This is a genomic window from Pseudomonas sp. SAR267, assembly GCF_052077595.1.
Lineage (GTDB): Bacteria > Pseudomonadota > Gammaproteobacteria > Pseudomonadales > Pseudomonadaceae > Aquipseudomonas > Aquipseudomonas vlassakiae.
Window position 1 is genome coordinate 5,436,679 of sequence record NZ_JBQIHU010000001.1, and the last position, 26,045, is coordinate 5,462,723.

29 protein-coding genes are annotated in these 26,045 nt (G+C 64.8%); 10 read left to right on the top strand and 19 right to left on the bottom strand.

All coding sequences use genetic code 11. The annotated features are described in order from the left end of the window. Positions 1–11: 11 nt before the first annotated feature. The 3 genes from ACTORR_RS25660 to ACTORR_RS25670 all read left to right on the top strand — a co-directional run bounded on the left by ACTORR_RS25660 (position 12) and on the right by ACTORR_RS25670 (position 2,400). Positions 12–1,388 (top strand): cytochrome ubiquinol oxidase subunit I, encoded by a 1,377-nt coding sequence (locus tag ACTORR_RS25660; protein WP_313364244.1) that lies wholly within the window; start codon positions 12–14, stop codon positions 1,386–1,388. A 9-nt stretch (positions 1,389–1,397) separates the two neighbouring features. Next, positions 1,398–1,766 carry a cytochrome d ubiquinol oxidase subunit II gene (locus tag ACTORR_RS25665; protein ID WP_313364243.1) on the top strand — a complete coding sequence of 123 codons (369 nt, stop codon included), beginning with the start codon at positions 1,398–1,400 and terminating at the stop codon, positions 1,764–1,766. Between the two features lie 139 nt (positions 1,767–1,905). Continuing rightward, on the top strand, positions 1,906–2,400 hold the full coding sequence (locus ACTORR_RS25670) for a DUF1543 domain-containing protein (RefSeq protein ID WP_054883316.1): 495 nt from the start codon (positions 1,906–1,908) through the stop codon (positions 2,398–2,400). 62 nt (positions 2,401–2,462) lie between these two features. Here ACTORR_RS25670 and gstA read toward each other — a convergent pair whose 3' ends face one another. From gstA to ACTORR_RS25685, 3 genes are all read right to left on the bottom strand, one after another. Next, on the bottom strand, positions 2,463–3,068 hold the full coding sequence (gene gstA / locus ACTORR_RS25675; RefSeq protein ID WP_054883315.1) for a glutathione transferase GstA: 606 nt from the start codon (positions 3,066–3,068) through the stop codon (positions 2,463–2,465). Positions 3,069–3,189: 121 nt separating this feature from the next. Then, a complete protein-coding gene (locus ACTORR_RS25680; protein WP_313364242.1) occupies positions 3,190–4,494 on the bottom strand; it encodes an ABC transporter ATP-binding protein in 1,305 nt (434 codons plus the stop codon). 9 nt (positions 4,495–4,503) lie between these two features. Beyond that, the gene (locus ACTORR_RS25685) at positions 4,504–6,225 is read right to left on the bottom strand and encodes an ABC transporter permease (RefSeq protein ID WP_313364241.1); all 1,722 of its coding nucleotides are present in this window, start codon (positions 6,223–6,225) and stop codon (positions 4,504–4,506) included. 193 nt (positions 6,226–6,418) lie between these two features. Here ACTORR_RS25685 and ACTORR_RS25690 point away from each other — a divergent pair, with 193 nt between their 5' ends. Together ACTORR_RS25690 and ACTORR_RS25695 are read left to right on the top strand one after the other, a co-directional pair. Further along, positions 6,419–6,862, top strand: a complete 444-nt coding sequence (locus tag ACTORR_RS25690; protein ID WP_441344134.1) for a GNAT family N-acetyltransferase — start codon at positions 6,419–6,421, stop codon at positions 6,860–6,862. After that, positions 6,859–7,512, top strand: a complete 654-nt coding sequence (locus ACTORR_RS25695) for an HD domain-containing protein (RefSeq protein ID WP_441344020.1) — start codon at positions 6,859–6,861, stop codon at positions 7,510–7,512. Before ACTORR_RS25690 ends, ACTORR_RS25695 begins: the two co-directional genes overlap by 4 nt. Before the next feature lie 12 nt (positions 7,513–7,524). Here the strand turns inward: ACTORR_RS25695 and ACTORR_RS25700 are convergent, their stop codons facing one another. Further along, entirely contained in the window at positions 7,525–8,295 is a 771-nt protein-coding gene (locus tag ACTORR_RS25700; protein ID WP_054883312.1) for an SDR family NAD(P)-dependent oxidoreductase, read from the bottom strand. Between the two features lie 125 nt (positions 8,296–8,420). Here ACTORR_RS25700 and trbK point away from each other — a divergent pair, with 125 nt between their 5' ends. After that, positions 8,421–8,600 (top strand): entry exclusion lipoprotein TrbK, encoded by a 180-nt coding sequence (gene trbK / locus ACTORR_RS25705; RefSeq protein ID WP_054883311.1) that lies wholly within the window; start codon positions 8,421–8,423, stop codon positions 8,598–8,600. A gap of 15 nt (positions 8,601–8,615) precedes the next feature. On the opposite strand, the gene ACTORR_RS25710 is transcribed toward trbK, so the two are convergent. Further along, positions 8,616–9,617 (bottom strand): 5'-nucleotidase, encoded by a 1,002-nt coding sequence (locus ACTORR_RS25710; RefSeq protein WP_313365420.1) that lies wholly within the window; start codon positions 9,615–9,617, stop codon positions 8,616–8,618. A 90-nt stretch (positions 9,618–9,707) separates the two neighbouring features. On the opposite strand from ACTORR_RS25710, the gene ACTORR_RS25715 reads away from it, so the two are divergent. Then, positions 9,708–10,328 (top strand): LysE family translocator, encoded by a 621-nt coding sequence (locus tag ACTORR_RS25715; RefSeq protein ID WP_054883309.1) that lies wholly within the window; start codon positions 9,708–9,710, stop codon positions 10,326–10,328. A gap of 17 nt (positions 10,329–10,345) precedes the next feature. Here the strand turns inward: ACTORR_RS25715 and ACTORR_RS25720 are convergent, their stop codons facing one another. Genes ACTORR_RS25720 through ACTORR_RS25735 form a run of 4 tightly spaced genes read right to left on the bottom strand, consistent with a single transcriptional unit; the run spans position 10,346 to position 15,043 of the window. Beyond that, entirely contained in the window at positions 10,346–10,672 is a 327-nt protein-coding gene (locus ACTORR_RS25720; RefSeq protein WP_249341955.1) for a YceK/YidQ family lipoprotein, read from the bottom strand. Next, positions 10,669–13,116, bottom strand: coding sequence for an alpha/beta fold hydrolase (locus ACTORR_RS25725; RefSeq protein WP_313365421.1), 2,448 nt, complete (start codon positions 13,114–13,116; stop codon positions 10,669–10,671). The genes ACTORR_RS25720 and ACTORR_RS25725 overlap by 4 nt, the downstream gene beginning before the upstream one ends. A 9-nt stretch (positions 13,117–13,125) precedes the next feature. Continuing rightward, positions 13,126–14,568 carry a TIGR01777 family oxidoreductase gene (locus ACTORR_RS25730; RefSeq protein WP_099814545.1) on the bottom strand — a complete coding sequence of 481 codons (1,443 nt, stop codon included), beginning with the start codon at positions 14,566–14,568 and terminating at the stop codon, positions 13,126–13,128. Then, a complete protein-coding gene (locus tag ACTORR_RS25735; RefSeq protein WP_099814546.1) occupies positions 14,561–15,043 on the bottom strand; it encodes a cell division protein in 483 nt (160 codons plus the stop codon). The genes ACTORR_RS25730 and ACTORR_RS25735 overlap by 8 nt, the downstream gene beginning before the upstream one ends. Positions 15,044–15,210: 167 nt before the next feature. Here ACTORR_RS25735 and ACTORR_RS25740 point away from each other — a divergent pair, with 167 nt between their 5' ends. From ACTORR_RS25740 to ACTORR_RS25750, 3 genes are all read left to right on the top strand, one after another. Then, the gene (locus tag ACTORR_RS25740; RefSeq protein WP_099814547.1) at positions 15,211–15,465 is read left to right on the top strand and encodes a hypothetical protein; all 255 of its coding nucleotides are present in this window, start codon (positions 15,211–15,213) and stop codon (positions 15,463–15,465) included. Between the two features lie 357 nt (positions 15,466–15,822). Further along, positions 15,823–16,611, top strand: coding sequence for a formate/nitrite transporter family protein (locus tag ACTORR_RS25745; protein ID WP_054883303.1), 789 nt, complete (start codon positions 15,823–15,825; stop codon positions 16,609–16,611). A gap of 177 nt (positions 16,612–16,788) precedes the next feature. Then, the gene (locus ACTORR_RS25750; protein ID WP_313365423.1) at positions 16,789–17,232 is read left to right on the top strand and encodes an acetyltransferase; all 444 of its coding nucleotides are present in this window, start codon (positions 16,789–16,791) and stop codon (positions 17,230–17,232) included. Positions 17,233–17,254: 22 nt separating this feature from the next. Here ACTORR_RS25750 and ACTORR_RS25755 read toward each other — a convergent pair whose 3' ends face one another. From ACTORR_RS25755 to ACTORR_RS25800, 10 genes are all read right to left on the bottom strand, one after another. Then, positions 17,255–18,232, bottom strand: coding sequence for a D-2-hydroxyacid dehydrogenase family protein (locus ACTORR_RS25755; protein WP_313365424.1), 978 nt, complete (start codon positions 18,230–18,232; stop codon positions 17,255–17,257). A 228-nt stretch (positions 18,233–18,460) separates the two neighbouring features. Continuing rightward, a complete protein-coding gene (locus tag ACTORR_RS25760; RefSeq protein ID WP_313365425.1) occupies positions 18,461–19,333 on the bottom strand; it encodes a metal ABC transporter substrate-binding protein in 873 nt (290 codons plus the stop codon). Next, positions 19,330–20,229, bottom strand: a complete 900-nt coding sequence (locus ACTORR_RS25765) for a metal ABC transporter permease (RefSeq protein WP_054883297.1) — start codon at positions 20,227–20,229, stop codon at positions 19,330–19,332. Before ACTORR_RS25765 ends, ACTORR_RS25760 begins: the two co-directional genes overlap by 4 nt. After that, positions 20,229–20,975 (bottom strand): metal ABC transporter ATP-binding protein, encoded by a 747-nt coding sequence (locus tag ACTORR_RS25770; protein ID WP_313364814.1) that lies wholly within the window; start codon positions 20,973–20,975, stop codon positions 20,229–20,231. Before ACTORR_RS25770 ends, ACTORR_RS25765 begins: the two co-directional genes overlap by 1 nt. Next, positions 20,972–21,874: a metal ABC transporter substrate-binding protein gene (locus tag ACTORR_RS25775; RefSeq protein ID WP_054883295.1), complete on the bottom strand. Its 903-nt coding sequence runs from the start codon at positions 21,872–21,874 to the stop codon at positions 20,972–20,974. Before ACTORR_RS25775 ends, ACTORR_RS25770 begins: the two co-directional genes overlap by 4 nt. A 15-nt stretch (positions 21,875–21,889) precedes the next feature. After that, positions 21,890–22,459 carry a DUF6162 family protein gene (locus ACTORR_RS25780; protein ID WP_313364822.1) on the bottom strand — a complete coding sequence of 190 codons (570 nt, stop codon included), beginning with the start codon at positions 22,457–22,459 and terminating at the stop codon, positions 21,890–21,892. 11 nt (positions 22,460–22,470) lie between these two features. Next, positions 22,471–22,791: a hypothetical protein gene (locus ACTORR_RS25785; protein ID WP_313364815.1), complete on the bottom strand. Its 321-nt coding sequence runs from the start codon at positions 22,789–22,791 to the stop codon at positions 22,471–22,473. Continuing rightward, positions 22,788–23,327 (bottom strand): hypothetical protein, encoded by a 540-nt coding sequence (locus tag ACTORR_RS25790; RefSeq protein ID WP_054883292.1) that lies wholly within the window; start codon positions 23,325–23,327, stop codon positions 22,788–22,790. Before ACTORR_RS25790 ends, ACTORR_RS25785 begins: the two co-directional genes overlap by 4 nt. Beyond that, complete coding sequence (locus ACTORR_RS25795) at positions 23,324–24,517, bottom strand: PepSY-associated TM helix domain-containing protein (RefSeq protein ID WP_313364816.1); 1,194 nt, start codon at positions 24,515–24,517, stop codon at positions 23,324–23,326. Before ACTORR_RS25795 ends, ACTORR_RS25790 begins: the two co-directional genes overlap by 4 nt. 170 nt (positions 24,518–24,687) lie before the next feature. Further along, positions 24,688–26,022, bottom strand: a complete 1,335-nt coding sequence (locus ACTORR_RS25800) for a lysine N(6)-hydroxylase/L-ornithine N(5)-oxygenase family protein (RefSeq protein WP_313364817.1) — start codon at positions 26,020–26,022, stop codon at positions 24,688–24,690. Positions 26,023–26,045 lie beyond the last annotated feature (23 nt).

The window sequence follows — 26,045 nt, forward strand, 5'->3', positions numbered from 1 at the left end:
GAGGGAGCCCTATGGAGAGTGTCGAATGGGGGCTGATGGCCGCACGGGCCCAGTTCGCCGTGACCATCAGCTTTCATATCGTGCTGGCGGCGTTCAGCATTGGTCTGGCGAATTTCCTGCTGGTGCTGGAGGCGCTGTGGCTGTGGCGCCGGCAGCAGGTCTATCTGGATATCTACCGGTACTGGCTGAAGCTGTTCGCGCTCAACGTCGCGATCGGTACGGCGTCAGGCCTCATCCTCGAATACCAGTTGGGTCTCAACTGGTCACGGCTTTCCACCCAGGCAGGGGAAATCCTCGGGCCGCTGATGTTCTACGAGGTGATGGCGGCGTTTTTCCTGGAGGCAGGTTTCCTCGGGATCATGCTGTTCGGCATGAAAAAGGTGGGACCCAAGCTGCATTTTTTTGCCACCTGCGCGGTGGCTGTCGGCTCCATCATCAGTGCGTTCTGGATCCTGTCGGCAAACGCCTGGATGCACACACCGCGCGGTTTCGGCATTGGCCCGGATGGGCGGTTTATCGCGCAGGATTGGTGGGCGATCATTTTCAACCCGTCTTTCCCTTATCGCTTCGCCCATATGATGCTGGCCACCTTCCTGGCCACCGCCTTGCTCATCGCTGGCGCGAGTGCATGGCAGTTGTTGCGCGAGCCCTCCAACCGTCATGCCAGGCTACAGTTCAGCATGGCGATGTGGACCCTTGCCGTACTCGCACCTGTTCAGCTTGTGGCAGGCGATCTGCATGGCGAGAACACGCTGCGGTTCCAGCCACAGAAGGTGGCTGCGATGGAGGGCGCATGGGTGCGCCCTGCACCTGGCGCAGGTGAACCGCTGCGGTTGTTTGCACTACCCGACATGGCCGAGCGGCGCAATCATTTCGAGTTGGCGATTCCACGCGTAGCATCGCTGTATCTGCGCCATGACCTGAGCAGTTCGATCACCCCGCTCACGGAATTCGCGCCGCAGGACATCCCGCCTGTCGCGATTGTGTTCTGGGCCTTTCGCCTGATGGTGGGCCTGGGGCTGCTGATGATCGTCCTCGGCATCACCAGCCTGGTATTGCGCCATCGACAGCGCTTGTACACGGCGCGCTGGATGCACCGTTGCTGCGTGCTGATGGCGCCGGCCGGTTTCATCGCCATGATCAGTGGCTGGGTGGTCACCGAGGTTGGCCGCCAACCCTTTACGGTCTACAACGTGCTGCGAACGGCTGACAGTGTATCGCCTGTATCCAGGGAGCAGGCCGTCGGCGCTACCGGCGTGATTCTGGTTTTTTATCTGGTGGTGTTCGGCATCGGCTTGTGGGTATTGCTGCGCATCCTGCGTCATCCTGCCAAGGCAGGGGAGCCAGAACCGCAGCCGACCCTTGCGGATGAAATCGACAGGTCATGAGGTGCGCCCATGCTCGAAGGTGACGTGATCGTTTTGCTTTCAGCTGCCGCTCTCGCGTTTTCGGTGCTCAGCTACGTGCTGCTCGACGGTACGGATCTGGGCGTCGGTATTCTCTTGGGGCTGACCCGCAGCGCCGGGCGACGACGCGCCATGGCGGTGTCGATCTTGCCCATCTGGGACGCGAACGAAACCTGGCTGGTGCTGGGTGGCGGAGGGCTGCTGGCGCTGTTTCCGCTGGCGTATGCGGTGCTGCTACCGGCGTTGTACCTACCCTTCATCGTCATGTTCCTGGCGCTGATCATGCGTGCCATGGCATTGAACCGAACAGCAATCCGGGTGGCAGCGGGCGCCCGCGAAGAAGCCAACGCGCAGCCTTGACCTTCCAGTACTACTGCACAAACCCTGATAACCTCCATGCTATCGACGTGTCGATGGTTCGCCAGTGTTGGGCTTACCTCACATGACAAGGTATTTGCAGATGCCGATCCTGAGCAGAAGCCGATGACAGGGGTAATGAATGCTTTTCGTAGTGCTGCTTGGCGGTAAACACCCTCGGGCAAGAATCGAGGTGCACGATGTCGCTTTCGTGGTGGCCGATACGCTTGAACAAGCCTACCCGCAACTGCGTGACAGTTGGTTCGGCAGCCTTAAAGGCATGCATATCGACGCCTGGATGGCTGTCGATGGCGTCGAGGGCTGGCGGGTGGAATTGAGCAGCTTGGCGCCATTACCCGATGCACCGCGCCTTTACTTCATCAACCTGGGGGGCTACGAGTCGCAGACGTTCGGCGAAGCGCATCATTATCTGTTGGTCGTGGCCAGGGACAAACGCGAGGCCAAGGCAAAAGGCAAGCGGCAGATCCTGTCACATTGGGCGCAGGCCCACACCGATGCGGTGCTGGACGTTGACGACTGCTTGCCCATTGATGAAGTGGGCGGCCGCTATGTGCACCTGGTTGAAGGGCCGCATGCCGGGATCGTGCAGCGCAACGACTACATCGTCCTGGGATAGCCTTGCCAGCCAGGCGAGCGGCGCAGGCCTGCGAAGGGCTGGCCGCTCGAACCTGGTGCGGGTCAGATCAAGCCTTCGGCTTTCAGGGTTTTCTGCACGGCCGGGCGGTTGGCGACGCGCTGCTGGAACTGCACCACCGTTGGCCAGGGCGAGAGGTCGATTTTCAGCATCGGCGCCCAGTTGACGATGGTGAACAGGTAGGCATCGGCCACGCTGAAAGCGTTACCGGTCAGGTAATCCTTGCCCTGCAACGCCTTGTCGACGAACCCCAGGCGTTTGCCGAAGGTTTCGATGGTCTTGCTCTTGGCCTCCGGGCTGATGCTCGGGTTGAACAACGCGGCGAGGGTCTTGTGCAGCTCGGTACCGATGAAGTTCAGCCATTCCTGCACCCGCGCGCGCTCCAGCGTGCCAGCAGGCGGTAGCAGGTTGGCCTGGGGCTTGTGCTCGGCAAGGTACTGGATGATGGCCGGGCCCTCGGTGAGGACCTCGCCGTTATCCAGCTGCAGGGCTGGCACATAGCCTTTGGCGTTGAGCGTGTAGAAATCCGCGCCGCTGGCCGTGGTATGGGTCTTGAGGTCGACCTTTTCGACGGTGTAGGGCAGGTCCAGTTCGTTGAGGACGATATGCGGCGAGAGTGAACAGGCACCCGGCGAGTAAAAGAGCTTCATGGTCTTCTCCCATTGAGTGGGCCAGCCGGGATACGGCTGGCGTGGTGAGGCGCTGTGCAGCGCTCAGGTTATGACAGCAAAGCAGGGTCTCTGGCAAACCGCTGACCAGCGGCCAGCACAGTCACTGCTCATCGATGATTTCCCGGGCCAGGGTCAGGCGGCGCGTGTGGAAGTCGTACTCATAAAGCTCGGCATAGCGCCCCCACTCGATGGCCACCTTGAGCACACGCTCGGCTTCCTCGGCGTCCATGTACTCCGTCAGGCGGTCGAGCACGGTTTTTTCCTGCAGGCCGGCAGGCTCCAGGTGCAGGCTGTCGAGGATGTAGCCGATCAGCGACACGCGGCCCTTGCACTGGCGTGCGAACAGGTCCTGGCGCCGCGCCTGGCGGGCGGTCACGTAATTGCGGCCGTGGCGTGTGAGGCGTATGTCGCCCTCGACCACCTGGGCGAAGCCGAGCAGGCCGAGTGCCTCGTAGATCGGGAACAGAACTTCGTCGGGCAGCTCGGTTTCCTCGGCCAGGTGCGGCAGGTCGGCCTCGCCGTTGAACGGTTCGCCGGCGATCAGTTCGAGCACGCTCTCCATCCGTGCAATATCGGCGTCGGGCAGCCGGTAGCCGAGCTCCACGGCCGGTGGCGCGCCTGCGGCAGCGATGGCCTCGGGGCGCTGGGTCATCAGCGCATAGACCTCGTCGATCAGCGCGCGGACCTCTTCTGAGTCAGCGTTGCGCGGGCGCGGCAGGTCGATGTGCAGTTCCGAGCGCACCCGGCCCGGGTCGCTGGAGAGGATGAGGATGCGGTCGGCCATCATCACCGTCTCCTCGATATTGTGCGACACCACCAGAATGCTGCGGGTGGTGATGCGGTGTTCCTCCCAGAGCTCGAGCATATCGTCGCGCAGGGTTTCGCCGGTGAGCACGTCAAGTGCCGAGAAGGCCTCGTCCATCAGCAGCACTTCGGGGTTCATCACCAGGGCACGGGCGATGCCCACGCGCTGGCGCATGCCGCCGGACAGTTCGCGTGGCAGGGCGCCGCCGAAGCCTGACAGGCCGATCAGTTCAAGCGCGGCGTCGGCCAGGCGCTCGCGTTCGGCCGGGCTCACACCTTGGGCCTCCAGGCCGAGTTCGACGTTCTGCTGCACGGTCAGCCAGGGGAACAGCGCGAAGGTCTGGAAGACCATGGCCACACCGCCCAGCGGGCCGTGGATCGGCTGACCGCGGTAGGTGACGGTGCCGCGGTCGGCACCGATCAGGCCGGCGATGATCCGCAGCAGGGTCGACTTGCCCGAACCGGAGCGGCCGAGCAGGGCGACGATTTCACGCTCGCGCAGCTGCAAGTCGACGCCTTCGAGGATGGTTCGCGGCGTGCCGTCGGCGGCCCGGAAGGCCTTGCTCACGCCCTTGAGCTGGATCAGCGGTGGTTGTTTCATGGCAGGTCCTCAACGACGGCTTTCGGCGCGCAGGTACAGGCGGCGCCAGAACAAGCGGTTCAGCAGCATCACATAGATGCACATCACGCCGATGCCCAGGGCAATGCGGTGGAAGTCGCCGGCATCGGTCATCTGCTTGATGTAGCTGCCCAAGCCGTCGGCCACCAGCGAAGTGTCGCCCCAGCTGACGTACTCGGCGACGATACTGGCGTTCCACGAACCGCCACTGGCCGTGATGGCGCCGGTGACGAAGCTGGGAAACACCGCTGGCAGGTATACGCGCTTCCATTTCAGCCAGCCGCGCAGGCCAAGGTTGTCGGCGGCCAGGCGTAGTTCATAGGGAATGGCCGCAGCCCCCGCCACCACGTTGAACAGGATGTACCACTGGGTGCCGAACACCATCAGTGGGCTCAGCCAGATGTTCGGGCTGAGCTGGAAATGCACCAGCAGCAGGACGACCAGCGGGAACAGCAGGTTGACCGGGAAGGCGGCGAGGAACTGCGCCAGCGCCTGCACCTTCTGCGAGTAGCGCGGGCGCAGGCCGATCCAGATCGACAGCGGCACCCATACCAGCGAGGCCAGGCCAATCAGCAGCATCACCCGGCACAGCGTGATCAGGCCCAGGCCGAGCACGTGCAGGGCTTCGCCCCAGCCGACGTCCTGGTGCACGAACAGCCCCAGGCGGAAAAAGGCAAAGGCGCAGGCCAGCACCAGGAGGATGTCCCAGGCGCGCGGCCACCAGGCCGGCAGGCGCAGCCACGGGCGCCGCGCCACGGTGCCGTCGTGGCGCTGGGCGAACCAGCCCATGGTTCTCTGCACGCCCTTGGCCAGTTGCGCACTGAAGGCGCTCAGCCAGCGGCTGCGGCGCCCCCAGTCAAGCACCCAGGAGCGTTGCGCGGTGTCGCCTTGGGTGTCTTCGAAGCGGAAGCGGTCAGCCCAGGCCAGCAGCGGGCGGAAGAACAGCTGGTCGTAGAGCAGGATGCCGGTGAGCATCGCACCGATGGCCCAGGCGATGGCACCGAGGTTGCGCTGGTCGATGGCCACGGCGATATAGGAGCCGATGCCGGGCAACTTGATGTCCTGCCCAGCCACCGAGATGGCCTCGGCAGCGACCAGGAAGAACCAGCCACCCGACATCGACATCATCATGTTCCACAGCAGGCCAGGCATCGCGAATGGCAGCTCCAGGCGCCAGAAGCGCTGCCAGGCCGAGAGACGGAAGATCCGCGCAGCCTCGTTCAGCTCCGGCGGCACGGTGCGCAACGACTGGTACAGGCTCAGCGCCATGTTCCACGCCTGGGAGGTGAAGATGGCAAAGATCGCCGCGCATTCCACCCCCAGCAGGTTGCCCGGGAACAGCGCGATGAACGGCGCGATGGCGATGGCCTGGAAACCCAGGATGGGTACCGACTGGAGTACGTCCAGTAGCGGGATCATGGCTTTTTCGGCGGCGCGATACTTGGCCGCCAGCGCAGCGAAGACAAAGGCAAACAGCAGCGAGAAACCCAGCGCGATGAACATCCGCAGGATGGTGCGCATCAGGTAGTAGGGCAGGTTGACCGGGTCGAGGGCAATCGGCAGCGCCTCGCCGACCACGAACGGCCGGCTCATCTGCATGGCGCCGTAGGCGGCCAGCACCAGGACCACCAGCACCAGTGGCAGAAGGATCCAGTCCCAGCGGTTGGGCGCTACCTCACGCAGGCCTGGCGATGGGTTGAACAGGCGGGCCATGAACAGGTCTCGATCGTCTGGGTGTGGAAGGGGCAGGTGCCAGCACCTGAGCCAGTATGGTTCAGGTGGATGACAGGTCAATGTGTCGAAAGCGGATGGTCAGATGGCTGTGCACACGTTGTTCGGATAAGGTTCGGCTGTCTGCCATGGAATGTCACGTGAAGGCACGGTGGTTATGGATAACTTTTTTGACATGCACATACGCAAGCTGACCTGCGCCGATTTACCCATCGCCAGCGCCCTGTGCCTGGAGGCATTCACGCTGGCGGTGGCACCCTCGCTGTCCGAGCAGGGGGTGGAGACGTTCGCCAAGGTTGCTGCCGAGCAAGCGTTCGCCGAACGCATGCAAGGCGATAACCTGATCCTGGTCTGCGAAGTGGATGGCAACCTCTGTGGCCTGGTTGAGCTCAAGCAAGGCCGTCATGTAGCGATGCTGTTCGTGGCGCCTGCATGGCAACGCCGGGGTGTGGGGGCGCGCCTGATGAATGAGGTCCTGGCGCACGTAAGGAGCCAGGTCCTGACCGTCAGGGCTTCGTTGAGCTCCGTGCCTGCATACCAGCGCTACGGTTTCGTTTTGGCCGGGGAAGTGGGCGAGTTCGCCGGGCTGGTCTATCAGCCGATGGAGAAACTGAGATGACTGGTGAAGTGTTTACCCCGTTCCAGCATCTCGCCGCCGAGTTGCTGAAATACCTGCCAGCGAGCCAGCAAGATGGCTCCCACGACCTGTCCCATATCCATCGCGTTTGGGTCAACGTGCAGCGGATACAGCGGGTGGAAGGCGGTGATCTGCAAGTGCTGCTTGCAGCGACGGTGCTGCATGACTGTGTCGCGGTAGAAAAGAACTCGCCACTGCGTGACCAGGCGTCGTCGCTGTCGGCGGACAAGGCGGCGTCAATCCTGGCTGATCTGGGCTGGCCTTCGCAGCGCGTCGAGCAGGTGGCGCATGCCGTCAAAACCCACAGCTATTCGGCAGGTTTCGCGCCGCAGACGCTTGAGGCCAGGATCCTTCGGGACAGCGATCGGCTGGACGCTTTGGGTGCGGTAGGCATTGCCCGGTGTTTTTACACGGCTGGGCGAATGGGGTCTGGGTTGTACGATTTCGAGAATCCCGTTGCGCAGGGCAGGGAGTACCGGGATACGGTGTATGCGATCGAGCACTTCCACACCAAACTGCTGAAACTCGCCTCCGGTTTCACAACCGGTGAAGGCGCTCGACTGGCTGCCGAACGCCATGCGCGGCTTGAAGCATTTCTTGCAGATTTCATGGATGAGGTTGGCGAGGGCTAGGCGCTGGGGCTATCACCATTCAATGGCTCGTCCATCCCACGCCCAGAACCCTCCGCTGTCCGCAGGCCCCAACCGTCCGACCTGCTCGATGACACACTGCGCGGCGAAAGCAGGGTCAAACAGCTTGCCCGCTGGCACATTCCCTTGAAACGGCCGCGACAGCGCTGTGTCCGTGGTCCCGGGATGCAACGCCAGCACGGTGGAGGCCGGATTCAGGCGCCTCAGTTCGATGCTCGCCGTGTGCAGCAACTGGTTTAGCGCGGCCTTGCTGGCTCGATAGCTGTACCAGCCACCCAGGCGGTTATCGCCGATCGACCCCACCCTGGCTGACAGCGCGGCAAAGGTGGAGGGCGCCTTGCGCAGCAAGGGCAGCAGGTGCTTGAGCAGCAGGATCGGTGCGAAAGCATTGCTCGCGAAGCTTGCCTGCAGGGCGGCCAGGTCCAGCTGTGCCAGTGATTTCTCTGCCTTGGCGCCGTCCTGATGGAGGATGCCCAAGGTGCTGATGACCAGGTGCAGGTGCTCGCAGGTACGCCCGAGTTCTGCTGCCAGCGCCGCGAGTGCTCGCTCGTCACGCGCGTCGCAATCCATCAGCACCAGGCGCTCGCCGTATTGCCTGGCGAGTGCGGCGAGGTCGTCGCTGCCCTTGGCGTTGCGCGAGACCGCCCATAGCCTGGCCACCTCGTCACGCCCCAGCAAGGCCGTACACAGCGCCAGGCCGATGCCACGGCTTGCGCCGGCTACCAGGACATTGGCCTGGCCATTGAAGTTGGGTATCAGGCTCATGCGGCACCTCACGCGAGTGAATTGAGTAGCAGTCTGGCATTGAACTCGCCCTGTGACGCGCTACGCTTTTGGCAGGCGTCTTTCCTTTTGCCAAACCTCCGCCCGTCAATGGAGTGAGTGAGCAGATGATTCGCAAATCCCTTCTTGTGATTGCCATCGCTATCTTGCTGGCGGCCTGTGGCGACGATTCCTCCCACTACGCGGTCTCCGATGAACACTGTCAGCCCGATCGTTTGAAGACGCTCCCCAATAATGCCAACCGCGATACGCTGGTCGAGAAGTGCATGCCTCGGCAGTCGCCGTGAGTGCATGGTCGCGGTTCACGCCGGGCGAAGATGGGCTGGCGGCGTGGCTGGACGCTCCGATGGCAGTTGTTCGGCACTATTTTGTTGCTTCTCTTTGTTCGCCACACCGAAGGGCACATGCACCATCGGCAGATCCCCCGCCGCTGAAGTCAGGTGACTGCGCTGGTCGTCGAAGAACATGTGCGGCTTGAGGATCGACAGCACCCGGTCCTTCTCCATCCCGCCAAGGAAGAACGACTCATCCGGCGAAACGCCCCAGTTCTTCAGGGTCGTCACCACCCGTTCATGGGCCGGCGCATTGCGTGCCGTGACGATGGCGATGCGCAGGATGCGCTGGTACGCAGGGTCCTGCGCCAACTTGCGGTCTTCGAGTTTGCGAATCAATGAAAGCTTGCGGTACAGATCTGCCAGCGGCCCTGGCTGATGCGGTATAGCCTTGCGATCTTGCTCATGGGCCTGGAACTCATCCAGGTTCAGGCGCTGCTTGTACACGCTCTCCGCCTCGTCATCGGCAATCACGCCATCGAAGTCGAAGGCCACTCGCAGCTCGGTATCGATCTCGTCGTCGTAGATCTTCGTCGGCAGCACCAGGCCCGCCGGGTAGTCGGCGTCGATTGCACACTGCACGTCGCCTTCATGGGCGCTGAGGAACAGCGAGGCATTGAACGCCGGGATGTATTCGTAGGGGGAACGGCCGGACATGAACGCGGCGCGGGTGATGTCCAGGTTGTAATGGTTGATCGAGCGGAACACCCGCAAACCGGTTTCCGGCGAATTGCGCGAGAGCAGCACCACTTCCACCGGCAGTTGTTCGGGGAAGGCCTTGTTGATGCTCAGGAAGCGGCGGATGAACGGGAAGGCGACGCCCTTGGGGAAGGGCACGTCGAGGTTTTCTTCCTGGTGCAGGCGATACGCTTCGACGCCCTCGCGCTGGTAGATGTTATCGGAGACGGTCAGGTCGAACAGGGCGCTGGAGGCGACGCCGACGACGAGTTTCTGTTCGATGGGGTAGGGCATGGGCTGTCCTGAGAAAGGCGGGGACCAGCCACCATCATAGGCCAACGCCATGCTAATCTGCGCCCGAGTTCAATCAAGGCCCGAATTCGCATGCCGATTGCCGACAATCTCATTGCATTTACCCTGGCAGCCACGCTGCTGACCCTGACCCCAGGCCTGGATACGGCGCTGATTCTCAGGACCGCTACGGTAGAGGGCCGCAAGGAGGGCGTGCGCGCAGCTTTGGGCATCAACGCTGGCTGCCTGCTGTGGGGCGCAGCCGTTGCTTTCGGCCTTGGCGCATTGATCGCGGTATCGGAGCTTGCCTACAACATTCTCAAGTACTGTGGGGCTGCCTACCTGGCCTGGCTTGGCCTCAACATGCTCTTGCGCCCACGACAATCGCTGGCACCTGCCGGGGAAGATGGCCAGCGTGCTGGCAGCTGGTTTCTCAAGGGCTTGATGGGCAACCTGCTCAATCCCAAGGTCGGCATCTTCTATGTGTCGTTCCTGCCCCAGTTCATTCCCCAGGGCCAGCCTCTGGTGGCCTGGACCTTTGGCCTGGTCAGCATTCACGTGGTACTAGGCCTGCTGTGGGCGATGCTGCTGATTGGCGCGACCCGGCCGTTGGCGGGCCTGCTGCGACGGGACAAGGTCATCCAGTGGATGGACCGTGCGACCGGCCTGGTATTCATGTTGTTCGCGGCTCGGCTGGCGCTGGGCAAGCGCTAGGTGCAGAGCGCAGTGAGCTACATCACCAGCACGTTGAACGAGCCATCCAGATCGCATTCCCGACGATCTCCACCCATGTCCTCAGGGAGAAAACCGGTCAGGTCATAAGGCAGTAGCACTGTATCCAGCGCGAGGGAGAAGGGCACGTCGATCAGGCCCACCAGGCCGCCGGGGCCGTTGCGCGTGGCAAAGTTCCAACCAAAGCGTGTGCCTGGATACACACAGCGTTCGCCATCGAGGTGAGTGAGCGTACTCCAGCAGCCACTCACCATCAGCGGCAGGGTGAGCACCAGGCACTTGGCAATCCTTTTCATAAGTGTTGTCACACGTTCCTTGTCGTTCATTCTTGTTGCCCCTCAACCAGCCGCAGCTCCCCATCCCGATACTGCACTTCGCGCCCCAGCCATTCGCTGCTCACCTGCGGCAGCACTGCCGAGGGTTTTCGCAGTTCGCGCAGCAAGGTCGAACCATGGGACAACCGCCCACCCATGCGCGCAATCACGGCCCGTGCGGCCTGATAGTGGGCGTGGCGGCCGGGGTCGAGGCTGTCCTCGAGGAGGATGTCCTGGCCCAGGATGCCTTGCACCTGGCCAGGGTAGATCATGAAACCGGTGGCCTGTTCGCTGCCCTGGCTGCCGTCTTGCCAGAAGCTGCCGTCGCGCGTGCGCACGTCAGGATGCGGGCCGAACCAATCGGCACGCTGAGCCTCAGGCATGGCGTGGTGCACGCGGAAGAAGATCCGCATCAGGTTGTCCCGGTACCACTCGCGCACTTGCAGGTAGTAACCCCGCAAGCCGGGCAGGCCGAGGCGATGGGCCAAGGTTACGACGGATGGCCAGGCGGGCAGCGGCTGCAGGGGCAGTTCTGTCGGCGCCGGCCGCGGTGTGCCGGGGTCGGTTTCCCACGGCAGACGGTGGGGGCTGTGCTGCAGATCGTTGTAGGCGGTCGCTGGCTGGCCCAGCCAGGCACCGCCGCTGCTGGCCAGGGCCGTGGCGATGCACAGGTTGCCCTGCACCACGAAGACATAGAAGCGGCTGAACCAGTCTGCCAGTTGCTGGCCGTCAGCGCCGGCGGCCTGCAGTTGCGCCAGTTCTGCGTCGAAGCGTTGCAGGCCCGGGGCCAGGGCTTGCAGGTGGCTGCGTGCAGCGAGCTGCATGCGCCACAGGCGCGGCACAGCGCACAGCAAGCGCAGCGGGCGCCAGGGCAGGGCGGGGGTGGCGCCGCCGACTTCGCCCGCGTAGCTGGCAGCGGAGATGCCCCAGTCGGCCAGGCGGGCAAGGAACAGGTCGTTGTTGATGTAGGAGGCACCGCCAAACACGGCGGTGAAGGGTTCGTTGTTCTGCAGCACCCGGCTGTCCCAGCGCGCCATGATCGCCGGAATGCTGGCGGCGGCGCGGCGCTGGGCGTATTCGACGAAGCGGCTGGGTTGCGGCGGCAGGATTTCGGCGATGTTGGCCGAGGTCAGGTGGCGGCGCCAGCCGTGCTCGCTGATCGGGCGATACTGCAGCAGCCACAGTTGGTGGCCGTCCCACGCCCATTCGATATCGCCTGGCACGTAGTGGAACACTTTCAGCACGCCTTGCAGGAAGTCCCAGAGAGCGTTTGCTGTCAGGCCATGCACGTTGGCGAAGTGGCCGCTTTGCCAGGCAGCGCCCAGGCGCGACAGCGTTGCGCGCCGGGGACTGGCCTGGCCGTCGGCCAGCGCTTCCAGATGGCCTTCGAGCCACTCCAGTTCCACCGAGAGGTGGCGCACGAAGGCGATGCCGGACACCGTCGGCTGGATGAAACGCTGCACCACCACTTCCTCGACGCCGGCGTCACGCAGTGCCCTGACACGGTCGGCGACGGCGTGTCCAGGCACGCGCAGGTAGGTGGTGCTCAGGCCGGCATTGGCGGCATCGGCCTGGTCCTCGGCATAGCTGGAGGAACGCACGGCCCACAGGGCATCCGGGGCCGAGGCAAGCAGCCTGGCCAGGCGCGGGTCGTTGCTATCGTCGAGGCTGAGGGCTTCGGGCACGGCTTGCCCTGCAAGCGCCGCCAGTTGCAGGCGGCCACCCTTGGTATGGGCGACGAAGCCTTGGGTACCCGACTCCAGCCAGGCGGCAAATTCGGCTGGTGCATCGATCCACGGGTAGTGGCCCCAGCCGGGCTGCAGGCTGATGCGCAGGTCGGCGCGGGCGAGGATCGCCGACCAGGCGGCGGCCTGGGCGATCCCCAGCAGGCGGTCGTGGTCGCCCCATACCAGCTCGACAGGGGCGGTGACCCACTCCAGTAGCGGCAGCGCGGTATCGGCGCGCAGTTGTGCCCAGGAGGGCACGAAGGCGCGGCAGCGGGCATAGCCGGCACCCATGCGCCGGTACTGTGCGGGCGTCCAGCGCTGGCTGGAAAACTTAGTGGCGAACCAGTGCGGCTTATGGCTGAGCAGCCAGTGGATGGCCTTGCGCAGAGGCAGCGGCGACATCAGCGCGGGCAGGCGGCGTTGCCAGAGGAAGGCGCCGACCGGGGCCAGCAGCACGCTGCGGCTGAAATGGCCGGGGCTGCGCTGCAGCGCATGCAGTACGATCAGCGCGCTGACGCCAACGGCCATGATGGCGTGTCCGCGTTCGCTCAGGCTTAGTAGGGCTTGCGCGTACTCGTCCAGGTCCGCGCAGGGCGGCGCGGAGTTGTCGCCGAAGCCGGGCAGCTCCAGGGCCTGCACCCGGTAGTGCCGGAAGTGCGGCACGGCATCGTCCCACCAGTCGGCGGCGCTGCCGTTGCCGGCAAGCAGGTACAGCAGGGGCTTGCTCATCGCTGCTCCTCAGGCCAGGTCGCGCAAGGCGCTGTCCAGGGTCGGGTACCGGAAGCGGTAGCCGGCCTGCTCCAGGCGGCTCGGCAGCACGCGCTGGCCGTCGAAGAACAGCTCGGCCATTTCCCCGGCAAGCGCCCGAACCGGTGCGGCCGGAACATGCAGCCACACCGGGCGCTTGAGCAGTCGGCCGACAGCTTGGGCGAAGGTGGCCTGGCTGACCGGCTCGGGGGCGACCAGGTTGTAGTTGCCCTGCATCTCGCTGTCGACCATGCTGCGCGCCATCACCGCCAGCACGTCGTCACGGTGTACCCAGCTCATGATTTGCCGGCCATCGCCCATGCGCCCACCCAGGCCCAGGCGGAAAGGCATCAGCAGGGGGGGCAGGGCACCGCCAGGGCCGAACACCACGCCCAGGCGCAGCACCACCTGGCGAACGCCGAGGGCGCTGGCCGGGCTGGCGGAAGCTTCCCAGCGGTCGCACAGCTCGGCCATGAAGCCGTCGCCTTTGCTGGCGCTTTCGTCCAGTGGCTGGCTAGCGTCGCGTACACCGTAGTAACCGATGGCCGAGGCCTGGATCCATAGCGCCGGCTTGTGCCGGGCCTGTCGCGTCCAGCGCAGCAAGGCCTCGGTGGTGCCGACCCGGCTGGCCAGCAGCTGCGCCTGGCGGCGCGGTGTCCAGCGTGGCCCGGCGACGGGTGCCCCAGCCAGGTTGATGACCACGTCGAAGCGCTCGTCATGGCTGAGTTTGTCGAGGCTGCGCAGGCAGCGGGCGCGGCCGTCGAACAGGTAGGCGGCGCGCAGCGGGTCGCGGGCCAGAACGCTGACGCTGTGACCGGCATCGAGCAACTGGTTGACCAGGGTTTCGCCGATGAAGCCGGTGCCGCCAGTGACCAGCACCTGCTTGTGGGCGCTGCCGGCGAAAGGGTTGGTCGGCGGCCCCTGGCGGTGCAGGCGCAGCGTCGCCAGCGCATCACGAATCCCCGACGCGGTCACGCCAAGGGCGAACAGGGTCAGCAGCCAGCCGCGCCAGCCGAGGTCGATGGCCACCAGGCCGCTGGGCAGGCTCGACCACTGCAGCAACTGCAGGCCGTACAGCGCGAAGAAGGCGCCGGCGTTGATCGCCAGCACGGTGTGCATGATGCGCTCGATGGCCGGCAGCTTGCGGCTGCGGTCCTCGACCACGAAATCCCACAGGGTCAGGCCGATCTCCAGGGTGAAGACCACCGCCACGATAATCGCCCAGACGCCCTGGAACGCTACATGGGCGATACCCAGGAACAGGATGCCGTAGCAGCACGAGCGCACTGCGTGGATCGCCAGCTCCAGCCGCGCACTGTAGCGCTGGGGCAGGGCAACGGTCAGTTCATGGTGGTAGATAGTGTCCAGCGCGCCCAGCAGTCCTTGGATCAGCAGCAGGTTGAGGGCCCAGGTGAGGATCGGCAGTTCAGCCACGTTCAAGTCCTTTCAAAGTGGTGGTGGGGCGGTCGCAGCGATACAGCCACAGCAACGGTGGCAGCAGGGCGAGCAGGGCCAGGCCATCGATGACCAGATGCGACCACATGCCGGCCTGCAACGACACCAGCATGTCCTGCGGTGCCCACAGCACGATGCCGCATGCCAGCCAGGCCCAGGCGCTGTGGCTGCGCAGGCGGTCGCCCAGCTGGATCAGGCCGAGCATGTACAGCGAGTAGCTTTGCAAGGTGGCGCCGAACAGTGCGAGCCACCACACCTGCTGCTCGCGGGCAGGCGCAGGCGCTGCCTGGCCCCAGAACGCCTGCTCGATGCTCAGTTGGTATGTGCCCAGTAACGCGCTATGGCCGGCCCAGGTAAGGCCCAGGCCAATCAGTAAGTGCATCAGCGCTGCGGCTTGCAGCCAGCGTACCCATGCACGGCGCACATCGCATCGTGCGGTAAAAGAGCGGAGCATTCCTTGTCCTGTCGGCTTCCGTGACGGCGGCCAGTGTACTTGATTTGCGCAAGTGGTCGTAGGCGCTGGCTTTTTGCGCCACTGGTCGAGGCGCTGGCACTCCAGCCCTTCGCATTTCTTCTGAGTTAAAGGTGCAGATCCGCTGCACCGCAGACCGGAGACCCACCATGACGACAGATACCCCGAAAAAGCAGGATGTGGGTGAAGCCTGGTCGCAGAGGCGACCGGAAGACTGGAACCCGCCGCCAGGCAATCCAGGCTCCGATCAGGACGCACAGCAGCAGCGGGAGAATGGCACTGCGCGCACGAACGAGGATGTCGAAGTTCCGCTGCCGGCGGACGACGAGGCCCCGGTCGAGGAAGACATGCAGGATGTGGATGCCAACAACTCGGTGTCCAGCGAACACCCGGAACCTCGTTGAGCGCTTGCGGTGGCGGTCGGTATCCTGTGAGCGGGCGAGCCCGCGAAAGAGGCGACTCGGTGGATGGCACCGGCTCTGCCGGTGTTCGCGGGCGCGCCCGCTCCCACAGGGAGGGCGTCAGATGCCGAAGGGGGGGCACGCCAGCCCCCTCATCGACCCGGTCTATCAAGCCATCCACCCTATCAATTTGACTGCGACATTCTGCCTCAGTAACGTGCGCGGCTCTTCGTTGCAGCGCCAGAGACCACCTGTTTTGCCTTCCCCCTGAAGCACCTCGCATCACTTCGCCACCCGTAAATTCCTGACTGCCGGCATGCCTCTGGGCATGCCTGTCGTCCCTGCGTTCGAGTTTCCGAAATGTCTGTCAATGCCCCCTCCCGAATCACCGAACTCGTCATCGAGGCCGGTACCAAGAAAGCCCATTTGCCTACCCGCGCACTGCTCATCCTCGGCTTTCTTGCCGGTGGATTCATCTCGATGGGCTTTATCCTGGCTATCCATGTCAGCGCGATGATTCCCGGGCAATGGGCTTCGCTGGGTAACCTGCTGGGTGCTGCTGTGTTCCCGATTGGCCTGATCCTGGTGATCCTGGCGGGCGGCGAACTGCTTACCGGCAACATGATGAGCCTGCCGCTGGCCATGTTCGCCGGGCGCATTCGCCTGGCGGCGGTGGCACGCAACTGGTTGCTGGTGACCCTGGCCAACTTGCTCGGCGCGCTGTTCGTGGCGTACTTCTTCGGCCACCTGCTTGGCCTGACCGAGGGCGCCTACCTGACCAAGACCGTGGCCGCCGCCACCAGCAAGGCCAGCGCCGACTTCGTTCATGCCTTCGTCTCGGGTATCGGCTGCAACTGGCTGGTGTGCCTGGCGGTGTGGCTGGCTTTTGCCAGCCGTGAGATGAGCGGCAAGATCCTCGGCATCTGGTTCCCGATCATGGCCTTCGTCGCCATCGGCTTCCAGCACGTTGTGGCCAACATGTTCCTGATCCCGGCGGCGATTTTTGCCGGTTACCTGAGCTGGGGCGCGCTGGCCGAGAACCTGCTCGCGGTGTTCCTCGGCAATGCGGTGGGCGGGGCGATCTTCGTCGGCCTGGCGTACTACGTGTCGTTTGCTGCGACGGCCCAGGAGCAGGCCACGGTGCCGTAAGTGCCTTTACCTCGCCGGCCAGGCTGGGTAGCATTGGCGCCTCCTTCCTTTCCGGCTGTTCTGCCGTGCACCGCCCAGGCGTTGATTCGCGAAGCGGGCATACATGATGCCGACATGAGTACGGGCGCCTGGCCAAGGCGCACCGATAATCCGTCATCAGAAAATCAGGATGATTTCATGATCATTCGCCAAGCTATCGCTGCCGATCACCCTCGGCTGCTCGACATCTGGCTGCGCGCCGTGCGCGCCACACATCACTTTTTACAAGCGTCCGACATCGACGCCTTGCTGCCGCAGCTGCGCGATGTCTACCTGCATGCCGTCGAGCTGTGGCTGGCCGTCGACACCGAGGACCAGCCGCTCGGCTTCATCGGGCTCAACCAGCACCATGTGGAGATGCTCTTCGTCGACCCTGATCGGCGTGGGCAGGGGATTGGCCGGGCGTTGCTGGACTTCTGCCGCAACCCGCGCGGTACCTTGAGTGTCGACGTGAACGAGCAGAATCCGCAGGCGGTGGGGTTCTACCTTCACTACGGCTTCGTGCAGACCGGGCGTTCGCCGCTGGACGGCGAAGGCCGGCCGTTTCCTTTGTTGCACATGGCCTTGCCTGACCCGGCGTAAGCCATAACCCTGAGCCTGCAGGTCAGCGCCGCACAGTCAGCGCCTGCGGATTGGCGACGTTCTGCGCCGCGCCTTGGGCAAACGCCACCACGTTGTCGAAGGCATCGCCGAAATACAGCTCGTAGCCGTTCTTCTCCACATAGCCCAGGTGCGGCGTGCTCAGCACCCGCGGGTGGGTGAGCAGGGGGTGGTTCGGCTCGAGTATCGGCTCCTGTTCGAACACATCCACCGCAGCGAAGCCCGGCCTGCCGGCGTCGAGCGCCTGCAGCAGGGCCCCGGGTTCAATCAGCTCGGCGCGGCTGATATTCAGCAGCAAGGCATCCGCTTTCATCCGCGACAGGTCGCTGAAGGTCACCCGATGGCGCGTTGTCTCCGACAGCCGCAGGTTCAGGCTGACAATGTCCGCCTCGGCAAAAAAAGCCTCGCGCGATGTCGCCGCCCGGTGCCCATCGGCCTCGGCCGCCGCCCGGCTGCTTTCGCTGCCCCACACCAGCACGGGCATGTCGAAAGCCTGGGCGTAGCGGGCGAGCCGCTGGCCGATCTTGCCGTAGCCCCAGATGCCCAGCAGCTGCCCGGCCACCGCCTGGCCCAGGTTGACCTGCCAGTGGCCTTGCTTGAACGCTTCGATCGCGGGCACCAGCTGGCGCCGGGCGTTGAGCAGCAGCGCCCAGGCAAGCTCCGCCGGCGCCACCGGCGAGCCGCGGCCTTCGCTGACGACGATGCCGCGGGCGGTGCAGGCTTCCAGGTCCAGATGGCCGGCGACCTTGCCGGTCTGGCTGATCAGCTTGAGGTTGGGCAGCCGGTCGAGCAGGGCTGCATCGATGCGCGTGCGTTCGCGGGTGAGGACCAGGGCGTCGGCATCGGCGAAGCGGGCGGCCAGCTCATCCAGGGAGGCCGGTGGCTTGTCGTGAAACACGCGAACGTCATGCCCAGCGAGGCGTTTGAAGCATTCGAGCGAGCGAATGACGTCCTGGTAGTCATCGGGAATGGCAATGCGCATGGTGGTCGGCCCTGGCGGTCAGTGTGGAAAGGGGTTGGCCCGACGTGGCACCACCCTGGCCATACACTTGAGCACAACACCCAGCACCACCGCCACCCCGGCGCTGACAAATATCGCCTCATGCCCGGCGCTCTGCTGGACCTGGTGGTGCATCGCCAGGACGTGCGCCGCTTCATGGGCTTTTTGCTGGCCGGGATGCAGGCGGGCCGGCCCTGACCGGTAACGGCCTCATCCGCCTTCGCTCAGTGCCCCGATCACCTGCTCGACACTGGCCTTGAGCCCGGCCAGCGCATTTTCGGGGTCACTGTCCACCACCAGCAACCTTGCCCCGGCCGCCTCGATCACCTTGGCCACCGCTGCATCCGGCTGCCGATGGTGCAGCACCAGCGCCACATCCTGCCCCGTGAGGTTCTCGCCCAGCGCTTTCAGCGCCGCCTCATCCCATTTCCCATCCGCTGGCAGTGGCTGTTCCACCACATCCAGGTTCAAGCCGCTGGCCAGATAGCCCAGGCGCTCCGACAGGCTGACCACGCTCAGGTTGTCGACCTTGGCCAGCTGCACCTGGCTGCTGGCAGTCAGCTCCAGCAACTGGCGCTTGAGCCTCGCCAGGTTGCCCTGGATCCTCTGCTTGTCGGCGGGCACCAGGCGCTCCAGGTCGTTGGCCAGAATATCGGCCATGCGCCCCAGGTTGGTCGGGTTCAGCCAGGGATAGGCGGCATGGGCGTCATCGCCGCTCACGGCGATGCCCGGCAGCGCGCCATCGAGCGGCCGCGCCGCATCGATCTCGACGATACGGATGTTGCTGCGTCGCGCCAGCGGGTAGAGCGGGTCGTCACGCCAGATCGAACGCACACCGATCACTGCGTCGGCCTGCTGGGCGGCCTTGGCCAGGCTGGCACTGCCACGGCTGCTGAAGTACGACGGCTGGCGGCTGGCCGGCAGGTTGGCGGGCGCGGCGCGCGTGAGCTGCACGCGGGTGCCGTCGAGCAGGGCGCTGGCCAGGCTGTGGGTCACGGGTAGGGAGGTCAGCACTTGGCTGGCCGAGGCGAGCGCAGGCAGGCTGGCCAGGGCGATGGCCAGGGCCAGGTGTTTGAGTTTCATGCCGGGTTTCCTTGCAGACGTGGGACGAGGGCGCGGGCCAGCGCGGCGAGGGCGAAGCAGATACCTGCCACCAGAATGATTGCGGCGCCCGAAGGCACTGGCAGGTCAAGCATGATGGGCAGCAGGATGCCGAGCAGCGTGCTCAGGCTGGCAATCAGCACCGCCACGAAGAAAAAACCCTTCAGCGACTGGCTGACCAGGCGCGCCGCTGCTGCCGGGATCACCAGCAGGGCGCCGACCAGAATCGCCCCGATCACCTTCACCGAAGCCACTGTGACCAAAGTCACCAGCACCACGAACAGGTAGTCCAGCACCTTCACCGCCACCCCACGCACCGCCGCCAGTTGCGGGTTGAAGCTGGCCAGCATGATGCGGTTGTACAGCGGCAGGGCCAGTGCCAGCACCAGCATCGCGACGATGCCCAGCACCAGCAGGTCCTGGGAGCTGACGGTCAGTACCGAGCCGAACAGCACATTCTCGAGGATATGCACGTTGATCTTGCCGGCGAGCATCAGCAGCAGGCTGGCGCCAAGGGCCAGCGACACGGAAAGGAACACGCCGATCAGCGTGTCCGGTGCCAGCCCGGTGCGGTTGCGCAGGAAGTTGAGCAGGATGCCGAACAGCAGGCAATAGCCGAACAGGCTGCCATAGGGGCCGGTATAGGGCTCGCCGAGCAGGATGCCGATGGCGACCCCGGTAAGCGCGGCATGGCCGACCGCTTCCGAGAAGAAGGCAAAGCGCTTGACCACCACCAGGGTGCCGAGGCCGCCCAGCACTGGGCCGATCATCAGGCCGGCCAACAAGGCATTGATCACGAAACCGTAGGCCAGCGCCTGCGGCAGGTAGCCAGCGTCGGCCCAGGCCTGGACCAGCTGGCGGAAGGCTTCGAAGCTCATCAGGCAAGGCTCTCGCTGCGAGGGTGGACAGAGAACAGGCCAAGCAGGCGCTCCGGCGTCAGCGCCTGGGCCGGCGGGGCGTCGAACAGCACCTGGCGGTTCAGGCCGGTGACCCGGTCGGCCAGGCGCAGCACGGCCTCCAGATCATGCTCGATCCACAACACGGTGGTGCCGGCCTGGCGCCAGCCTTGCAGCAGTTGTTCGAACACCTGGATGCCGGCTTCGTCGAGCGCCGACATCGGCTCGTCGAGCACCAGCAACTGCGGTTCCGGTATCAACCCCTGGGCGAGCAGCACGCGCTGCCGCTCGCCACCGGACAACGCGCCCATGCGCCGCTTGCGCTTGGCGAGCATGCCGACCCGCGCCAGCGCCGCATCGATCGCAGGCTGCACGTGCCGCGACAAGCCAAGGAACGCCGGGCGCCGTTGGCACAGGGCAGCCATGAAGTCGTCCACGGTCATCGGCAGCCCGCGGTCGAACTCCAGCGCCTGCGGCACATAGCCGATCACTTGCTGCGCGCCTGGCCAGTGCAGGGTCAGCTGGCCCTGGTGCGGCATCTGCCCAAGCAAGGTCTTGATCAGCGAACTCTTGCCGCCGCCGTTTGGCCCGACGATAGCGTGTACGCTGCCGGCGGCCACGCTGAACTGCACCTGGTCGAGAATGCGCGTGCGGCCCAGGGTCAGGCCGATGCCGGCAAACTCGATGCGCGGCCCGGCGGGTGCGGTGAGGTGCGCGGCAGCGGTCATGCGCGGTTCTCCTGGATGGCGCGGACCACGGTGTCGAGGTTGCGCTTCATTTCCACTTCGTACTTGTCCTGGGTGTATTCGCCATAGGAAATGTGCGTCAGCGGGTACAGGCGCACGCCGGCTTCACGCTGGATGGTCTCGACATAGGCCGAAGGGAAGTCCATCTCCGAGAAAATCACCTTCACATCCAGCGCCTTGAGCTGGTCGATGGTCTTTTTCAGCTGCGCCGGGCTTGGTTCGATGCCGTGGGCGGGCTCGACCACGGCGGTCACTTCCAGGCCGAAGTCACGCACCAGGTAGTCGTAGGCGGCATGGATGGTGGCCACACGGAAGGTGGCGCTGGGGGCTTCGCTGACCTTGGCCAGGGCTTCGGCACGCAAGGCGCGCAGGCGCTTGGCATAGGCACGGGCGTTCTGCGTGTAGAGCCTGGCGTTGTCCGGGTCGAGCTTGCCGAGCGCCCGGGCGATGTTGTTGACCTGGGCGATGGTGGTGCTGATCGACAGGAAGGTATGCGGGTTGACCACCTTGCCGGCGCCCCGCGCGGCGATCCCGGTGGCGGCCAGCAGCGGTACGTTCTGGTTGGCTTCGATGGTCTGGATGCCGGGCTTTTCGCTGGCGGCGATCATGCGGTCGGCGAAGTCGTCATGGCCCACGCCATTTAGCACCACCACGTCCAGCGTGCCGATGCGCTTGATGTCTTCGGCGCGGGGTTCATAGGCATGCGGGTTGAAACCAGCCGGAATCAGCGGCACCACTTCGGCCTTGTCGCCGACGATGTTGCTGACGTAGCTGTAGTAGGGGTGCAGGGTGATGCCGATGCGCAGGGGCTTGCCGGTATCGGCCAGGGCCAGCGCCGGCAGGGCGCAGGCCAGGAGCAGGGCGAGGGCTTTGCGGAACATGGGGAATCCTTGGGTTCAATGACGGTGTTCGCGGGTGACCCCGGCGTCGTAGTGGCTGACCACCTGCTGCCAGCCGGCGGCGATCAGTGCGGCCTGGCCGAGGTCGTCGGGGAGCAGGGCGGTGCTGTCGCGGCGCAGCCACACGTCAACCTCGGTGCTGTCAGCGTCGGGCAGGATCAGCAGGAAACTGCCGGCCACCTGCGGCGCCTGGCTGCGGCCCAGGTAGGCGCCAGTCGCCAGCCACTGCCACTGGTGGTTGCCACGGCGCAGGCTGCCGGCATCGGCCACGAACGGTGGCAGGCCTTGCTCGGCCAGGGCCGCCACGCTGGGCGTGGCGGCGCTTTCCTGTCGAAGCAGCTGTATTTCGTCGAACGCCACGCGCAGGTCGGTGTAGATGCCTTGTTCGGCAGCACTCAGGTCGCGGCGGGCGTCGATCTGGTGGCTGGCGATGGCCTGCTTGTCCTCGCGCTCGCCGCGCAGCAGCACGACGCTGGCGGCGAGGGCAACGATCAACAGGCTGGCCAGCAGCACATGGAGGGTTTCGTGCCCGGCGCCGGCCGGGCGCACCACATGGGCCTGGCTCATGGTTGGGCGGCTCATGGTTGCGCGATGTCGGCGTGGTCGACTTCCACGACGTGGCCAGGCCCTGCGTCGAACAGCACGTAGAACTCGCCGTCGGGGCGTTTGAAGGTCAGGCTCGAATCGTCACCGAGCTTGCCACCGACCAGCACCTGCTCGTCGTAGCCAATCACGTCAAGGGTCACCCCAGGCGCGCCGCTGCCATCGGAAAACCCGCCGGTGCATTTCACCTGGCCACCGGCCACTTCCTCGCATTCGCACATCGGGTTGTGGGCCAGGGCCGGGCATGCAGCCAGTACCAGCCAGGGCAGCGCGAGCCTGCGCATCAGGTGTTTCATGGTTTGCCTCCTTGTTTTTCGAGCCAGGCCACGGTGGCTGGCGAAGCCTTGGCCAGGGGGACCGAGGCCTGGTGCAGGCTGCCGTCCCAGCCTTCGAGGGTGATCCAGACCTGTGCGTCGGCGCTGGTGCGCGGCGGTATGGGCAGGTTGGTGACCATGCGGTATGGCGCGCCGAAGAAAATGGTGCCGGCGGCGCGCAGGCTGCGCGGCTTGCCGATGCGCAGGTAGACCGCCTTGACGTCATTCACACAGGCCTTGCACAGCGCCGCGTTGAACAGCTTGAAGTGGCCTGCGGGGCCATCGGCGCGCGGGGCTTCGTTGCGCAGCTCGGCGAGGTCCAGGCTGTACGGGCCGACCTGTATGCCGTGGATCGGGTTGGCACCGAGCCCGGCGTCACCACGGAACAACCTGACGTCGGCGAAGTACTTGGGCATGAAACCCAGGGGAATGAGGATCAGCAGGATGTTCAGGTGAAAGCGCCACTTCAGCCACCATTGCTTGAGTGGCCGGCCAGGCAGGGTTAGGGCACGGCTCATGGGCGCACCTCCAGGGTGGTTTCGCGGCGTGTGCTGTGCGCCGTGCGCTCGCTGCGCTTGAGCGCGGCGGCGGTGGCCTGGGCGGTGCGTTTGGTCCAGATCAGCAGCCCGCTGAACACCATCAGGGTCAGGATCAGGCCGAAGAAGAACCAGATCAGCTTGATCGGCAGGCCACCGAAGTCGCCCGTGTGCAGCGGGCGCATGGACTCGGTGACGAACTCCAAGGCCGAGCGGTCGCTGAGCAGGAACTGGCTGTCGACCTGGCGTGTATACGGGTTGACCGAGGCACTCTGGAACATCAGCGGGTACCAGCCACGCCCGCCCATTTCGATGTGGCTGTAGGCGGTAGCCGGCAGCGAGACGGAGGTGATCTCCAGGCTGGGGATGGCCAGGCCGGCAATGCGTGCGGCCTCGTCCAGGTCGATGCGTGGCGCCGGGCTGCCGTCGACGGTCTGTGGCACCTGCTCGCGGGCGATCACCGGCCCGATGGGCTCGCTGGAAATAGTGATCTGGTTGTCGAACAGGATCGCCCGGATCAGGAACCAGATGCTGGTAATGGAAATGACAGCGATGAACCAGATCGACCAGACCCCGGCCAGGCGGTGCAGGTCGCCCCAGAAGATGCGCGAGCCATGGCCGGTGCGTACCGGCTTGAAGAACCCTTTCCAGAATTTCTTGTACACCACCAGGCCCGTTACCAGCGACGCGAGCATTGGCAGGCCGAGCAGCGACACCAGGTACCAGCCCCAGCTGAAGCCATTTGTGAACGGCACCAGCCACCAGCCGTGCAGGGCCCGGGTGAAGGCTTCGAAGTTGAAGTCCGGCATCTTGCCCTGAATGGCCCCGGTATAGGGGTTGACGTAGAGCATCGGGCTGGAGCCATCGGCGTAAGTGACCTGCGCAGTCAGCGCGAAGTGCGCGCCATCGGGCTGGCTGAGCGAGTTGACGGCCATGTCTGGTTCGGCTTTGTGCAGGGCATGGAGCACTTGCTGGAAACTCAGGCGTTCGGCGTTGTCATCAGGCTTGCTGGCACGCACGTCGGGGTTGGCCAGCCAGACGATTTCCTGGCTGACCACGGCCAGCATGCCGGTAAAGCAGACGATCAGCACGAAGAACCAGATCGGCAGGGCGAGCCAGCTGTGGACCAGGAACCACAGCCTGGACTTGGATTTTTTCGGTGATTTGGCCATCGGTCAGTCTTCTGAAAAAAGGGGCGAGCACAGGCCCAACCAAAAAAGGGCTGTTGTTCAAAAGACGAATGAGAATGAAAATCCTGAAGAATTAAATGCAAGCAAATGTTTCGGAGGGCGCGCGCCGACAGGGTGCTGGTGGCGCCCTGTCGGGGTGGTAGCTACGCCAATCAGGCGCTGGTCAGGACAACGGCAGGTTGTGCCTTGCCCTGCTGGCGCGCCAGATCGTGGTACAGCGCCTGGCCGATCTCGGCGGCACGGGAGGGCAGCACCGACAGCAAGGTGTCGCTGAGGCCATGGCTGTTCTCGCAGAAGCCTTGCAGGTAGACCGAGGCCTGCAGGTCGGGGCTGGCCAATACCCGGTAGTTGCGATCGACGCTGAAGTCTTCCAGGTAGTCGGCCAGCGGGGCGAGGAGGTCGCGGTGTGAGCGGCGTTCGTAGCCGGTGGCGAGTATTACCGCGTCGTAGCGGTGGGTCTGCTGCTGGGCGGTGGCCAGGTCGCGCAGGGTCAGTTCAATGCCGTCGCGGGTCGCCACCACGGCTTCCACCTGGCGGCGGCACAGCACGTTGTGGCGGAACTGGTGGGCGACTTTCTGCCGGTAGAGGATGCCGTAGATGCGCTCGATCAGGTCGAGGTCGACCACCGAGTAGTTGGTGTTGTGGTATTCGCCGAGCAGCTTGGCGCGTTGATCGGCCGGCTCGTTGTAGACCAGGTCGGTGTAGTCGGGGGCGAAGATCTCGTTGACGAACGGGCTGTCGTCGGCCGGCTTGAGGGCGGAGCCGCGCAGCACCATGTCGACCTTGACCGACGGGTAGCTGTCATTGAGGTCGATGAAGGCCTCGGCGGCGCTCTGGCCTGAGCCGATCACGGCAATGCGCATCGGCTTGCCGGCCGTGCAGGGTAGCTTGTTCAGGCTGCTGAGGTACTGGGAATGGTGGAAAACCCGTGGATCATCCTTGAACGCGCTGAATTTCTCGGGGATTTTCGGTGTACCGCCGCTGCCCACCACCACCGAGCGCGTCCTTCGGCTGAATTCGCGGCCTTGGCCATCATGTGAGACCAGGCGCAGGTGCTCGACACGGCCTGCCTTCACTTCAGGTTCGATGCGCAGCACTTCTTCGCCATACACCGCCTGGGTGGCGAAGTGCTCTGCGGCCCAGCGCAGGTAGTCGTTGTACTCCAGGCGGCAGGGGTAGAAGGTGCCCAGGTTGATGAAGTCGGCCAGGCGCTGCTTCTGGTGCAGGTAGTTGACGAAGCTGTATGGGCTGGTCGGGTTGCGCAGCGAGACCAGGTCCTTGAGGAACGAGATCTGCAACTCGCTCTGGGTGGCGAGGGTTTCGCCGTGCCAGCGGTATTCCTTCTGCTTGTCGATGAACAGCGCATCGAGGGCGTGGCCCTGGCTCTGGGCAAGTTCTTCCAGGGCGATGGCCAGGGCCAGGTTGGACGGGCCGAAGCCTACGCCGATCAGGTCCTTGATAGTGTCCGGGTGTGCAGACTGGCTCATGGCTGCGGTTCCATAATGGGTCG